General features: G+C 40.4%; 11 protein-coding genes, 3 tRNA genes and 1 rRNA gene. 9 read left to right on the top strand and 6 right to left on the bottom strand.

The window, feature by feature from the left end:
- The first annotated feature begins 225 nt into the window (after positions 1–225).
- A 5S ribosomal RNA gene (rrf, locus tag H5162_RS18400) occupies positions 226–340 on the top strand.
- A 343-nt stretch (positions 341–683) separates the two neighbouring features.
- On the opposite strand, the gene H5162_RS18395 is transcribed toward rrf, so the two are convergent.
- The 4 genes from H5162_RS18395 to uvrD form a co-directional block, all read right to left on the bottom strand.
- The gene (locus tag H5162_RS18395; RefSeq protein ID WP_182779258.1) at positions 684–1,532 is read right to left on the bottom strand and encodes a chemotaxis protein; all 849 of its coding nucleotides are present in this window, start codon (positions 1,530–1,532) and stop codon (positions 684–686) included.
- 66 nt (positions 1,533–1,598) lie between these two features.
- Positions 1,599–2,603: an ABC transporter substrate-binding protein gene (locus tag H5162_RS18390; protein ID WP_259398276.1), complete on the bottom strand. Its 1,005-nt coding sequence runs from the start codon at positions 2,601–2,603 to the stop codon at positions 1,599–1,601.
- A gap of 73 nt (positions 2,604–2,676) precedes the next feature.
- Positions 2,677–4,770, bottom strand: a complete 2,094-nt coding sequence (locus tag H5162_RS18385) for a GNAT family N-acetyltransferase (protein WP_182760398.1) — start codon at positions 4,768–4,770, stop codon at positions 2,677–2,679.
- Positions 4,748–6,913: a DNA helicase II gene (gene uvrD / locus H5162_RS18380; protein ID WP_145242582.1), complete on the bottom strand. Its 2,166-nt coding sequence runs from the start codon at positions 6,911–6,913 to the stop codon at positions 4,748–4,750. Before uvrD ends, H5162_RS18385 begins: the two co-directional genes overlap by 23 nt.
- A gap of 327 nt (positions 6,914–7,240) precedes the next feature.
- Between uvrD and H5162_RS18375 the strand changes: the two genes are divergently transcribed.
- The 3 genes from H5162_RS18375 to H5162_RS18365 all read left to right on the top strand — a co-directional run bounded on the left by H5162_RS18375 (position 7,241) and on the right by H5162_RS18365 (position 8,753).
- On the top strand, positions 7,241–7,465 hold the full coding sequence (locus H5162_RS18375) for a hypothetical protein (RefSeq protein ID WP_145242571.1): 225 nt from the start codon (positions 7,241–7,243) through the stop codon (positions 7,463–7,465).
- Between the two features lie 111 nt (positions 7,466–7,576).
- Positions 7,577–7,945 (top strand): YacL family protein, encoded by a 369-nt coding sequence (locus H5162_RS18370; RefSeq protein WP_145242569.1) that lies wholly within the window; start codon positions 7,577–7,579, stop codon positions 7,943–7,945.
- A gap of 184 nt (positions 7,946–8,129) precedes the next feature.
- A complete protein-coding gene (locus H5162_RS18365) occupies positions 8,130–8,753 on the top strand; it encodes a dUTP diphosphatase (protein ID WP_182732324.1) in 624 nt (207 codons plus the stop codon).
- On the opposite strand, the gene yrfG is transcribed toward H5162_RS18365, so the two are convergent.
- Positions 8,750–9,400, bottom strand: a complete 651-nt coding sequence (gene yrfG / locus H5162_RS18360; RefSeq protein WP_182779256.1) for a GMP/IMP nucleotidase — start codon at positions 9,398–9,400, stop codon at positions 8,750–8,752. The genes H5162_RS18365 and yrfG overlap by 4 nt on opposite strands.
- A gap of 61 nt (positions 9,401–9,461) precedes the next feature.
- On the opposite strand from yrfG, the gene nudE reads away from it, so the two are divergent.
- The 5 genes from nudE to H5162_RS18335 all read left to right on the top strand — a co-directional run bounded on the left by nudE (position 9,462) and on the right by H5162_RS18335 (position 11,335).
- Positions 9,462–10,034: an ADP compounds hydrolase NudE gene (gene nudE / locus H5162_RS18355; protein ID WP_182779254.1), complete on the top strand. Its 573-nt coding sequence runs from the start codon at positions 9,462–9,464 to the stop codon at positions 10,032–10,034.
- On the top strand, positions 10,027–10,824 hold the full coding sequence (cysQ, locus tag H5162_RS18350; protein ID WP_145242561.1) for a 3'(2'),5'-bisphosphate nucleotidase CysQ: 798 nt from the start codon (positions 10,027–10,029) through the stop codon (positions 10,822–10,824). The genes nudE and cysQ overlap by 8 nt, the downstream gene beginning before the upstream one ends.
- 142 nt (positions 10,825–10,966) lie before the next feature.
- A tRNA-Met gene (locus tag H5162_RS18345) sits at positions 10,967–11,043 on the top strand.
- Between the two features lie 78 nt (positions 11,044–11,121).
- Positions 11,122–11,198 (top strand) — tRNA-Met (locus H5162_RS18340).
- Between the two features lie 60 nt (positions 11,199–11,258).
- Positions 11,259–11,335: transfer RNA gene (locus tag H5162_RS18335), tRNA-Met, on the top strand.
- A gap of 1,045 nt (positions 11,336–12,380) precedes the next feature.
- Here H5162_RS18335 and H5162_RS18330 read toward each other — a convergent pair.
- On the bottom strand, positions 12,381–12,653 hold the full coding sequence (locus H5162_RS18330) for a hypothetical protein (RefSeq protein WP_145242551.1): 273 nt from the start codon (positions 12,651–12,653) through the stop codon (positions 12,381–12,383).
- Positions 12,654–12,655 lie beyond the last annotated feature (2 nt).

The following is a 12,655-nucleotide window of genomic DNA, read 5'->3' as shown; positions in this document are numbered from 1 at the left end:
GTACTAATTACCCGTGAGGCTTAACCATACAACGCCAAACGCGTTTTATGTGATAGTTGATAGCGCAAGAAGTTAATAGACTAAAGTAGATTTACTGAAAACTTTATTATCAGAATTCCAAATTTATAAGGTGACTCTTAGCGCGTAGCGTTAAAGTTGAGGCACCTTGCGCAAAGGAAATGTAAGCACTACGTGCTTTGTCATTACTCCTTTGCACCCTATTTGCTTGGTGACAATAGCGTTTTGGACCCACCTGACCCCATGCCGAACTCAGTAGTGAAACGAAACAGCGCCGATGATAGTGTAGCATTTGCTATGTGAAAGTAGGACATTGCCAGGCTCCAAATTGAGAAAGCCCGACTAGCAATAGTCGGGCTTTTTTACGTCTGGAATAAAGTAAAAAGAAGGTTCGAGGTTAAAGGCAATAGGTTTTAGGTAAAAAAGAATAAGAGCCTAAAGCCTACTCTATACATTTGCTATGTGACTTTTTATCGCTGTAGGCACCACGACATTGCTAGGCTCCAAATTGAGAAAGCCGCTTCAGAAATGAAGCGGCTTTTTTACGTCTGTAGGAAAGCTAATGGCTTCGAGCCGTCAGTGTTAACCTTTGACATGTGTGCGCCATTTTTAATCTTGAGAAACTAGCGCCCTTTAAAAGGAACTGCTATCTAGAAAATGCACTTCTAAAACAACCCATATTCTGCTGTTTCTTCAGCATGTTGATGCATTAAGTGATCAGGTCTAAAGATTGCACTTGGGTCTATGAGTACGCTATGTTTATGCTCAAGTTTTATTAATCCTCGCATCATATTTTTGGTCTGCGGGTCAATGTCAAAACCTACATCTGTTAGCTTATCTAAAGGCTTGATATCTTCTTTTTTATAACTGATATTATCCTCGACTTTATCAACAAGTAGTCCTATATGTGGGTTTCTACCATCTTTAGTTGTGAAAATGATGATTGGTTTATAATCTAAAATAATTTGTTCTTTGGCTGATTCGAACAGTCTAATTAATTGCATAAAATTGCTGTTTCGCTCAATATTTAGGTCAATAAGAGCTTGCTTTGGATTGCCTTTTTTTACTAGTTCAATTAGCTTATTAGCACGACTATACAAGCGTGCATGAGGGATCTTAAATCGTTCTATAATTGCTTTAAGATCTTCATTTTCGGTTTTAAAGCTGCTGTACCATTTTGCAAAGTTAGATTGCTGAATGTCAGTGTTGTGGTTAAAAGGTTGATTTTGGTTAATGCTATTTTCAAGTGCGAAAAACCATTCGTGTTGTTTTTGTTCCCACTCACTAAATAAATTCACTAATGATAAGTTGGTAGCTTGTGTTGATTGTTTGTTGAGAATAATACCTAGATCAAATATTGGAGTGGGGGTTTCCATATAGTCTTTAACACCAATAAAACTTTTATTGTCGTTAGGTAATGAGGTTAAATTATCTTCAAAGCGTTCAGTTAAAAGTATGTCGAGAATTTTTAATGAAATTGTTTTCTGGCCTACTCTAAAATTAATTAAGTCCATAGTGTCCTCACCTCCTAAATATATAGCTTAATAATAGAACATTATTTAGAAAGCGCAGCTATTTTGTTAAAACACAGAGCGATAGACAGTATGCTTATTCTTATCAGTTTTATTGACGAATAACGCGTTTATTTGTTTATCTTCACTAAAAATAATATTTAGGCGCTGCATTAAACAATTATGTTGCAGTGGTTGCGGGCAGCGTTGTGCTGCGGCGCTAAACACCATTGCATTGAGATAGCCTTCAAAGTGCAGACGACTAGGTGTGCTAACTTGCGCTGCAGCCATATCTTTGAAGAATTCAGTGCACCAATAAGCGTTACATTTATTAGGGTTAGGAATTACTTCGGTCGCCATAAGTTTACTGGGGTATTTTAGGCGAGCAAATAAGTCATTGCTTGAGGCAAAAGATATACTGGTGTAGTCAGGCATAAACTGTTGTTCATATGCGCTATTTATAAATTCAGATAATGGTTTGTATGTGCCGACTAAGCAAATGGCAGTAGCACCGCTGGCTTTTAGTGCTTTGAGAGCACCCTTAATATCATTACTATTTCGTTGATAGCGAGCGACTTTAACTGGCTTTAGATTGTGTTTGGCGAGCGATTCTCGCAATCCAGATTCTACTACAAGACCAAATTCATCTGCTTGAATTAAAAACCCAATACGTGTGTGATTGTTTTCTTCGACTAGGTATTTTATTTGCTCGTCAGCTTCATCATCGTAGCTAGCTCTTATGTTGAATACATTAATTGTTGGCTGATAATGCAAAAATTTAGCGCCGCTGTAAGGCATTAAATATGGAATTTGCAGTTGTTCAAGGATTGGTAAAACAGCAAAGCTTGTTGGAGTTCCCATTGCACCGAATAGCGCATCTACTTTGTCTTGATAAATAAAGCGACGAGTATTACTTACTGCGCGTTTTGGTTCATAACCATCGTCGGCGACTATTAATTCTACGTGTGCTCCGTTGATACCTCCGTTTTTATTTAGCTTGTTAAAATAGATATTACTACCTAGGTAAAGTTGTTCACCAATTTGTTTGGCAGGTCCTGTTAACGCGGTAGACATGCCTAATTTTATCGCTGGCTTGTTCTCGGCATAGGCGAAATTGCTATGTGAAAATGAAAAGAAGAAAAGAACGCTAAGGTAATTTTTTAAGTAAGTATTGTTCATACCAATTAGTAACAGCCTGTTTGAATAGTTTATCGAGTGATTTTTTACCACGGATCTGTAAAACTATTTGTGCCTTTTGTGATGACCAGTTTTGTAATATTAGTCTAATAAAAAGACATTTGGTATTTTCATCGCAATTAGATAAGCTGCTTGGTGTGCACCAAAGTGTCCGCCACAATAAAGGTTTGATGGTAAAAATTTGGTAATCTGTTGTTAGTAATGCAGCTAGACGTGTATCTTGGATGTTATCAGCGTTATGTTGAGCACAGTCACGCAGTACTTGTTCGACTAATTGTTGATCTAACTGATTGAAATGATCAAGTAGTTGCAATGCAAAGTCTGATTGAAAATCAGTTTTCAGATTTTTAATTAGCGAGCTGCGATCAGTTAAACTTTTAGCCACAAGAGCTGCATGTTCTGCAGTCGCTTTATCTTGCATAAAGCCTAGTTTAACTAAACTAAACCCCGCCATTTGCCAAAACTTGAGTAGGCTCGCATTAGCGCCAAAACTGGCTCCAAACCAGTCACAGCTTGATGCTAGTTGCTGTTCACAATGAGCAATAAGTTGTGAACCAATACATTTACTATGCTGTGATGGAGCTACAGCAATGCGCACAACACGAGCACACAACCTTGTTAGTACGTCAGCATTAGCACTTAACTGTGCTAATGTTTGCGCCATCAAATGCCCCTGTGGGCGACGTTGACCACTAACAACCTGTTGACTCAAGTCTGCGGTTAAACCGCCTTCAATCGCAATTAGGCATACTGCAATAATAACGCCTTGTTGCTGACATACAAAGATGCGTTGCTCTGTCGCGTCGAGTAAGTGGCGCAAGTCATTCACGCTAGTTTGATAATGCGCTAATGCTAATAGCCCAATGACTTGACGCAGTAGTGCTTCATTTTCAGCAAGGTGTTGGGGAGTCAGTTCAGAATAGAGCAGAGCGCTGGTGTCTAGCGTAATATCTTGATAATCGGCGTCAAGTGCTAACAAATTACAAATATGCTGTTCTAGCGGATCATTCGCTGCGAAGCGAATTGGTTGCTCTAGAGTAACACTATGCATATTTTTATAATGTTGCTCTAGGTAACGTTTGAATTTTAAAGTATACCCGCGGCCATTCCCTTCATAACCTACCATAGTGCTGGCAAATATAATGCGGGGATAATGCGTGAGCATTTTAATTAATAATGGTACTGGGATCGCAGCAGCTTCATCAACCAACAATACATCACAGTCAGGTAGTTCATTTAGTAATTGATCGGGTGCAATATAATGCAAGTTGGCGAGTTGTTTATCCCGAGTTTGATAGCTTAATCCTCGTGCTGCGGCAAAGTGTTTAAAACAGCTGTGTAGGGCGTTAAACTGCTGTGCACAAATGAGTATTTTTTTATCGTTAAGTGTTGCAGCAGCAAGCCCTAAAGCCGCCGATTTTCCGCGGCCACGATCTGCGCTGATCAATAAAGGGCGATTGGCTCTACCGTTGGCAGTTCTAATGATTTGCTCGATGCAAAATTGCTGTTCAGTTAGGTTTATTTTACCTGCTAGCTGGCTTGTTTCTGGTAACGTTTGCCAGCCTGATTGTTGGCTGAGGTGCAGATACAAATTACTCTGGAGTAAGCGTGCAAAGCGTTGGTTAAAATAACTCTGCTGTTGTTGTTGAGCAAATGATTGAAAGGCGGTCAGTGCTGGGTCACACCAATAGTGTAAATCATCAAGTTCTGGCAACAATACAATAAATAAACCGCCAGCCTGAACAGTGCCACTAAGAGCAGCAAATTTGTCTGGCACTAAGCCACTAAAACCGTCATAAATAACATGCTGAAATTCTTGGCCAAGAATTTGATGAGTATGTTCAGGCCAGCTACTGTCAGTGAGTTCGCCACTAGTTGATAATACCTTAACAAGCGGATGGCAAAGTTGCTTGAGTAACTCATTAGCCTGTTGATAACACCAGTTTTGTTCGCCAGTAATGAGTAGCAATTGCCTATGTTTAGCATAGGCAATTTGCGGTAGGATATTACTTATTAACGAGTTAAATGGCTTGTAGTCGTGCATAAACAGTTACTAACCACTTACTACCAAAGTCATCAAAATTCACTTGTACGCGAGATTGAGCGCCACTGCCTTCGTAATTAATAACCGTTCCCATACCAAATTTTGCATGTAATACGTGTTGTCCTAAGCTAAAGCCACTTTCTTCAAATACGGCATGACTAACTGATGAGCTAAATCGTCCTGCTGCGGGTGGTCGCGATACTTGAGTTTTAATACGAATTTCTTCAATACAATCTTCAGGCATTTCACGTAAAAAGCGTGATGGACTGTGGTACTTTTCTTGACCATAAAGACGGCGGCTCTCGGCATGGCTAATATAGAGTTTTTCCATCGCACGAGTCATCCCGACATAACAAAGACGACGCTCTTCTTCTAACCGACCTGATTCTTCATTACTTTGTTGAGATGGGAACATGCCTTCTTCAACACCAACCATAAATACGAGTGGAAACTCTAAGCCTTTCGCTGAGTGCAACGTCATCATTTGCACTGCATCTTCATGTTCTTCAGCTTGACCATCACCGGATTCCAGTGAGGTATAAGCCAAGAATCCTTGCAGTGGTGAGCTAAACTCTTCATCTTCCGGGAGTTCGTATTGGCCACAGGCGCTGATCAGCTCTTCTAAGTTTTCTACCCGGGCGCGGCCCTTTTCGCCTTTTTCTGCTTGATACATCGCCATTAAACCAGATGTTTGAATAGCGTATTTCGCTTGCTCTTCTAAAGTGAGATCACCAATTTTATCTTCAATATGTTCTACCAGTTCAACAAACTTAGTAACAACCGTCGCCGCACGTCCTGATAAATGTTGTTGTTCTACGATGGCTTTGGCGGCGTACCATAATGGCAATGATTCGCTACGCGCACAATCGCGAATATGGCTTAAGGTTTTATCGCCAATGCCACGAGCAGGAGTGTTAATCACTCGCTCAAATGCAGCATCATCCTGACGATTACCTACGAGCCGTAAATATGCCAGCGCATCTTTAATTTCCTGACGTTCAAAGAAGCGCATACCGCCGTAAATGCGGTACTTCAAGCCTTCTTGTAACATGGCTTCTTCAAGTACCCGCGATTGCGCGTTACTACGATATAAAATCGCCGCATCTTGTAGGGCATTACCAGCGTTTAACCAGCTGCGTAATTTGCTGCTTACAAAGCGCGCTTCGTCTAATTCGTTAAAAGCGGCATAAACAGAAATAGGTTCACCATCATTGCCATCAGTCCAGAGGCTTTTACCCATTCGGTCTGAGTTATTTTGAATAAGTGCATTAGACGCTTTTAGAATAGTGGCAGTAGAGCGATAGTTTTGTTCAAGGCGAATAGTTTCGGCTTTAAAATCGGTCAAAAAGCGCTTAATGTTTTCAATTTTAGCACCACGCCAACCGTAAATACTTTGGTCATCATCACCTACGATCATGATGCTGTTGGTATCGCCGGCTAATAATTTAAGCCATGCATATTGAATGGTGTTGGTATCTTGAAACTCGTCTACTAGCATATGGGCAAAACGTTGCTGGTAGTGACGTAGTAAGGTTGGATTATTTTTTAGTACTTCAAAACTACGTAATAAGATTTCGGCAAAATCAACTAATCCTGCTCGATCACATGCTTCTTGATAAGCGGTGTAAACTTTAAGCATCATTTGTTCGTTGATGTCGTAAGCTTGGATATCTTTGGGGCGCAGACCTTCATCTTTCTTGGCGCTGATATACCAGCCAAACTGTTTTGCAGGCCATTTTTTGTCATCAATATTCATGGCTTTTAATAAGCGTTTGATCATTCTAAGTTGATCATCAGAGTCTAAAATTTGAAACGCTTCTGGTAAGTTTGCTTCGCGATGGTGGGCGCGCAATATACGGTGTGATAAGCCATGGAAAGTACCAATCCACATACCACCTACTGGTGCTTGAAGGGCTTGTTCAACGCGCGTGCGCATTTCTTTAGCTGCTTTATTGGTAAAGGTTACTGCAAAAATACTATAAGCGGAGGCTTGCTCAACCTGCATTAACCATGCGATACGATGAACGAGTACTCGAGTTTTCCCAGAGCCTGCGCCAGCAAGCACCAGCATATTTTGGAGTGGGGCTGCAACTGCATCCCGTTGTTTATCATTTAAACCGTCGAGTAATTCTGAAACGTCCATCATCACGCCTTTTCAATCAATATTAAAAGCAGTATAACAGGTGTTTTTGTTAGGCTAAATAAAATACTGTTTTTATAACCAGTTAATTTAATACATAGTCTAAAGGCTTTAAAAACTTAATGATTCATTTATAGTCATTTTTTAGCTAAGCTAGATCAATGGTGTGAAGTGATATCGCCAATTTGACTTATATTTAGTAAAAATCACGATTTTAGCTAGTTCTTCGTATTACCGTTGATTTTAACATATTGATTTTTAATAACTAAATAATTGGCATGAAGAATGTAAGTAGATAAGAATAAAATTAAATTAATAATTGAGGTTAACATGGCAGAGCAAGGTTCAGGCGGTAATGTTATCGCAGCGATTTGTAATATATTTTTCCCAGGTTTAGGGCAGTTAGTTCAAGGCCGGATCATGGCGGCAATTGGTTTCTTCCTAGCGTGGGTTATTAGTGGCGCGCTTATTTATGTTGCGATTGGTTTTATATTACTGCCGATCGTCTATATTTGGGCAATCATTGATGCCGCGCGGTTTAGATCTTATCGGTAGCTGTATCACTTCAAAGAATAGCGCTTTTTAGCGCTATTTTTGTCACTGGCTTTATTTATTCAGCACTGACTAGGGTATAATCCCGATCATTAGTTGTATTTAGGTAAAGTTATGGAATACCAATTTATACGCGATCCAATAAGTGGCCTGCGGATTAAAATTAGCAGTGAACATGCGGTTATTGGCCGTTGGTTAAATGAAGAGATCGGCAAAGACAAAATTGCTATGGTACAAGCTTTAATAGCCTCAGTATCAAGTAGTTTTGAGCCGTTAACGCTACAGGGCCAAGAAATTGATTTGATCTTAAATAAAGATGAAGCCATTTTTGAAGCCCATGCCTTGCACCAAGACTCTGAAGATTTATTTGCTTATCAAGATGATGAGCTTATGCTCGAGGAAAATGGTTTAAGTAGTGGCTGTGGTTTTGAAGATTTTGTTGATCTGATTAATTCATGGCAAGAATTTACTACAGGTAGGTAGCCGTCAGTTTTCAGTTAGCAAAATATCCTCGGGTGCCGCGTAATGAAATGCCCTTAGCTATATTGGCAATATTTGTGTTAGCGACCTCTGCGTATTAACCACAATCAGCACGTAGAATCGATTTCATCGAAGAGTATTTATCTGTATTATTAACTACAATTAAAAAATAGTAACCGGAAGAGATATGTCTGCCAATTTAAATAAACTAGTGGTGATGCTAGAAATGCAAAATGCCATGAACACCAAAGTTCATGATCAATGGTTTAGCCAAGGCTTTGAATGGTATCGCGCTATTTGGGTTGAATGCGCTGAAATGCTTGATCATTACGGTTGGAAATGGTGGAAAAAGCAAACTCCAGATACCGAGCAAGTTATTTTAGAATTGGTTGATATTTTTCACTTCGGTTTATCGTTACGCATTGATGGTGAGACCAGTTATTTAGATCTTGCTAAGCAGTTGGAACAACAGTTAAGTGCACCGCAACAAGCTGATGATTTCAAACAAACGTTAGAAATTCTCGCCGCGTCAGCCGTCGCTGAGAAAACCTTTAACGCCGCAGCCTTCGCTGGATGTATGGCGCAAATAGGTATGGATATTGATGATTTATATCGAGGCTATGTAGGTAAAAATACGCTTAATTTTTTCCGCCAAGATCATGGTTATAAAGATGGTAGCTACATTAAAGAATGGCATGGCAAAGAAGATAACGAGCATTTAGTTGAGGTCGTTAAAAGCCTGAATACGGAACATGCTGATTTTGCAAAGCTTGTATATCAAGGCTTAGAGGCTCGCTACCCTAAAAATTAAGGCAGCATGTCACGAAAATCAGTGACGCTCAAATAGTCACTGATTTCATTGTACGGTTGTTTACTATCTGGGTTTGCAACCGCCAATAAATGGCCAATACCATATTCTTTTGCGGCGTTTAGTACCGCTAAACTGTCGTCAACGAACAGCGTACGCTGCTTATCAAAACCTAAATCGAGTTGTACTTGCTGCCATAAGCTTTGCTGCTCTTTACTCACACCATATTGATGAGTCGACACCACACCATCTAAATAGTTATCAATATTGGTTTTTTCAAACTTGAGCATGACACTTTCCGGGTGTGCGTTGGTAAGTAAAATCAACTCTTTACCCGCTTTTCGCAACGATGTTAAAAATGCAGGTACATCCTCACGCATTTTAATGAGGTGCTGATGCTGATATTTTAGCTCCATAATAGGTAAATTAAGTTGTTGTTCCCAGTAATCTAAGCAATACCATTGGATTTGACCGCTAACGGCTTGATAGCGTTTTAATATATCCGCTTGGGCTTGTGCCAAACTAATATTCTTTGCGATAGCGAGTTGCTCAGGGATCACTGTCAGCCAAAAGTGATTATCAAAATGGAGATCGAGCAAAGTGCCATCCATATCTAGCAGCACAGTATCGATTTTTGACCAATTTAACATAGGAATTTCATCTTATAGGGTTTATTATTGAACTAACTGCCATGATAGCAAATTAATGCCAATGACACAGAAAAAGCACCCAACACCACCACAAATTCTTCGCATCGAAGTTGTTGCTAAAAGCCGATTATTTACGGTGGAATCACTTGAATTAAAATTTTCAAATGACGAACAGCGTCAATACGAACGGATCCGCGGCGGTGGCCGAGGGGCTGTAATGATAGTGCCATTAACAGCTGATAATGAATTACTGTTAGTACGAGAATATTGTGCTGGCACTAATGATTATCAACTAGGCTTCCCAAAAGGCTTAATTGATCCTGGTGAAACACCAGAACAAGCAGCAAACCGAGAATTAAAAGAAGAAGTTGGCTTTGGTGCTGAGCAACTTCAGCCACTTAAAGTGGTTTCAATGGCACCCAGTTACTTTAATGCGACTATGCACATATTGTTTGCGCAACAACTTTATCCGCAAACTTTAGTTGGGGACGAGCCAGAACCATTAGTGGTTGTTAAGTGGCCATTAACCGATTGGCAGTCATTATTACAACAATCAGACTTCACCGAAGCACGAAGCGTTGCAGCTTTGCTATTATTAACTAAGCATTTAGAATCAGGAGCTGCGAATGATTGAATTACTTGAGCCATGTATTGAGCTTGCGCAAAGCGCTGGTGCTGCGATTATGGCTATTTACAAGAAAGATGATATTGGCCAGCAAGAAAAGTCAGATCACACACCTGTCACTAAAGCCGATTTAGCCGCTAACGATGTGTTAGTTGCTGGATTAAAAGCACTAGCGCCAGATATTCCTATTATGTCAGAAGAAACACCAATCCCTGCTTTAGCGGATAGGCAAGATTGGCAGCGCTATTGGTTACTCGATCCAATGGACGGTACCGGTGAGTTTATTTTAGAAAGCGGCGACTTTGCGGTAAATATCGCTTTGATTGAAAACAATCGCCCAGTGCTTGGGGTGATTTATTGGCCAGCGAAAGAGACAACTTACTTTGCCAGTTATCAAAATGGTGCATTTAAGCGTGTCGATGGCGTAGAGCAGCAGATCAATGTTGCCACTCCAGATAACTTAACTTTGGCTGTTAGTCGTCGTCAAAAAATTGAAGCTGTTAGTCAATACTTGAACGCGCAGTTTACAACAGTTGCTGTAGGTTCATGCTCTTTAAAAGCATGTATTGTTGCTGAGGGTAAAGCTGACTGTTTTTTACGGATAGGGCCAACAGGTGAGTGGGATACGGGAGCATCGCAAATAATTGTTGAAGAAGCAGGTGGCTGTATTACTGATGCTGAATTTAATCCATTAACCTACAATCAGCGTGAGAGTACAGAGAACCCTGACTTTATAGTGATGGGTCACCCTGATTGGGAGTGGCAAAAAATGATCAGTCCACACCAAAGAGCGCTTTAATTACTCTGTTTGTTTGCTTTTTGTTCGGTTGAACAGCTTTAAGCAGTTTAACTGTTGCATTATAATATGATTCCTATACTATAGCGCTCTCTTCGAAACAGGCTCGCAAATAACGCGAAACCGTTGAAAAAGAAATTACAGGCGCGGGATGGAGCAGCCTGGTAGCTCGTCGGGCTCATAACCCGAAGGTCGTCGGTTCAAATCCGGCTCCCGCAACCAATTCTTTTTAAGAAGCGGTTACTGTAAACTCTAGGTGAGAGTTAAAAATCACTAGTCGATAGACTTAAAATATACAGGCGCGGGATGGAGCAGCCTGGTAGCTCGTCGGGCTCATAACCCGAAGGTCGTCGGTTCAAATCCGGCTCCCGCAACCAATTTTTATTGGAAGCCAAGTTGTCATGTATAGCAACTATAAATAAATCTGCAATTTCAGGCGCGGGATGGAGCAGCCTGGTAGCTCGTCGGGCTCATAACCCGAAGGTCGTCGGTTCAAATCCGGCTCCCGCAACCACTGAAATCAAGTAATAATGAATCGACACTCTATATGAGTGTTTTTTTATGTCTAAAATTCAGTGAAGATCTTGATGTTGCTATATAACCCGAAAGTCGTCGGTTCGCTCTCCATAAACTCAGGCTCCCGCAACCATTGAAATAACAAATTCTATTAAATCGACACGCCTAAAGCGTGTTTTTTTATGTCTAAAATTCAGTGAGTGCAAAGATTGGGCTACTCATAACCCGAAGGTCGTCGGTTCGTTCTTCATAAATTCTGGCTCCCGCAACCACTGAAATCAAGTAATAATGAATCGACACTCTTAATGAGTGTTTTTTTATGTCTAAAATTCAGTGAGTGCAAAGATTGGGCTACTCATAACCCGAAGGTTGTCGATTCGTTCTTCATAAATTCTGGCTCCCGCAACCATTGAAATCAAGTAATAATGAATCGACACTCTTAATGAGTGTTTTTTTATGTCTAAAATTCAGTGAAATAAATAGCTCGTCGGTCTCAGCTCTACATTAGCCAGCAAAGGCCATCTATTTAAATCCGGCTCCCGCAACCACTGAAATCAAGTAATAATGAATCGACACTCTTAATGAGTGTTTTTTATGTCTAAAATTCAGTGAGTGCAAAGATTGGGCTACTCATAACCCGAAGGTCGTCGATTCGTTCTTCATAAATTCTGGCTCCCGCAACCATTGAAATAAAGTAATAATGAATCGACACTCTTAATGAGTGTTTTTTTTGTCTGAAATTTAGTAACACGCATAAGTTGGGTTACTCATAACCCGAAGGTCATCGATTCGTTCTTCATAAATACTGGCTCCCGCAACCATTGAAATAACAAGTTCTATTAAATCGAAACGCCTAAAGCGTGTTTTTTATGTCTAAAATTCAGTGAGTGCAAAGATTGGGCTACTCATAACCCGAAGGTCGTCGGTTCGCTCTCCATAAACTCAGGCTCCCGCAACAACTGAAATAAAGTAAGACAAATTAAATAGGTATTGTTGATGAGTGCTTTTTCATGGCAGTATTTTCAGAGAACCTAGAGCTTTGACTATTTCCAAAGATCAGGATCTTCTTCTGGACGGGAATCTTTTCTGTCTAATACCTGCGAAAAGCGATTAGCAAAGATACCTAAGTAGCCCCAAGCGGCGAAGAATAGTGCGATGGCTAAAATTACTAAGCCGATGATTTGTAAGCTGTAGTGGCTATAATAGCCGAGGGTGATTAATATCACGGCTAGCACAAACAGTGCTAAGCCGCGTAAAAAGCGCTTTAAACTGAGCTTAGGCTCTGAACCTAAGCGATATATCAGCGGCTTTAGCATGA

It is taken from the genome of Pseudoalteromonas sp. SR41-8, from assembly GCF_014163915.1.
Classification (GTDB): Bacteria; Pseudomonadota; Gammaproteobacteria; order Enterobacterales; family Alteromonadaceae; genus Pseudoalteromonas; species Pseudoalteromonas rhizosphaerae.
This window is presented reverse-complemented; position numbering and strand designations above follow the sequence as displayed.

Excerpts from the sequence above, each read along its gene's own strand:
- H5162_RS18390 (WP_259398276.1), bottom strand. The coding sequence starts at position 2,603 with ATGTCTACCGCGTTAACAGGACCTGCCAAACAAATTGGTGAACAACTT.
- H5162_RS18365 (WP_182732324.1), top strand. The coding sequence starts at position 8,130 with ATGTCTGCCAATTTAAATAAACTAGTGGTGATGCTAGAAATGCAAAAT.
- H5162_RS18395 (WP_182779258.1), bottom strand. The coding sequence starts at position 1,532 with ATGGACTTAATTAATTTTAGAGTAGGCCAGAAAACAATTTCATTAAAA.
- H5162_RS18370 (WP_145242569.1), top strand. The coding sequence starts at position 7,577 with ATGGAATACCAATTTATACGCGATCCAATAAGTGGCCTGCGGATTAAA.
- H5162_RS18330 (WP_145242551.1), bottom strand. The coding sequence starts at position 12,653 with ATGCTAAAGCCGCTGATATATCGCTTAGGTTCAGAGCCTAAGCTCAGT.
- cysQ (WP_145242561.1), top strand. The coding sequence starts at position 10,027 with ATGATTGAATTACTTGAGCCATGTATTGAGCTTGCGCAAAGCGCTGGT.
- nudE (WP_182779254.1), top strand. The coding sequence starts at position 9,462 with ATGACACAGAAAAAGCACCCAACACCACCACAAATTCTTCGCATCGAA.
- H5162_RS18375 (WP_145242571.1), top strand. The coding sequence starts at position 7,241 with ATGGCAGAGCAAGGTTCAGGCGGTAATGTTATCGCAGCGATTTGTAAT.
- uvrD (WP_145242582.1), bottom strand. The coding sequence starts at position 6,913 with ATGGACGTTTCAGAATTACTCGACGGTTTAAATGATAAACAACGGGAT.
- H5162_RS18385 (WP_182760398.1), bottom strand. The coding sequence starts at position 4,770 with ATGCACGACTACAAGCCATTTAACTCGTTAATAAGTAATATCCTACCG.
- yrfG (WP_182779256.1), bottom strand. The coding sequence starts at position 9,400 with ATGTTAAATTGGTCAAAAATCGATACTGTGCTGCTAGATATGGATGGC.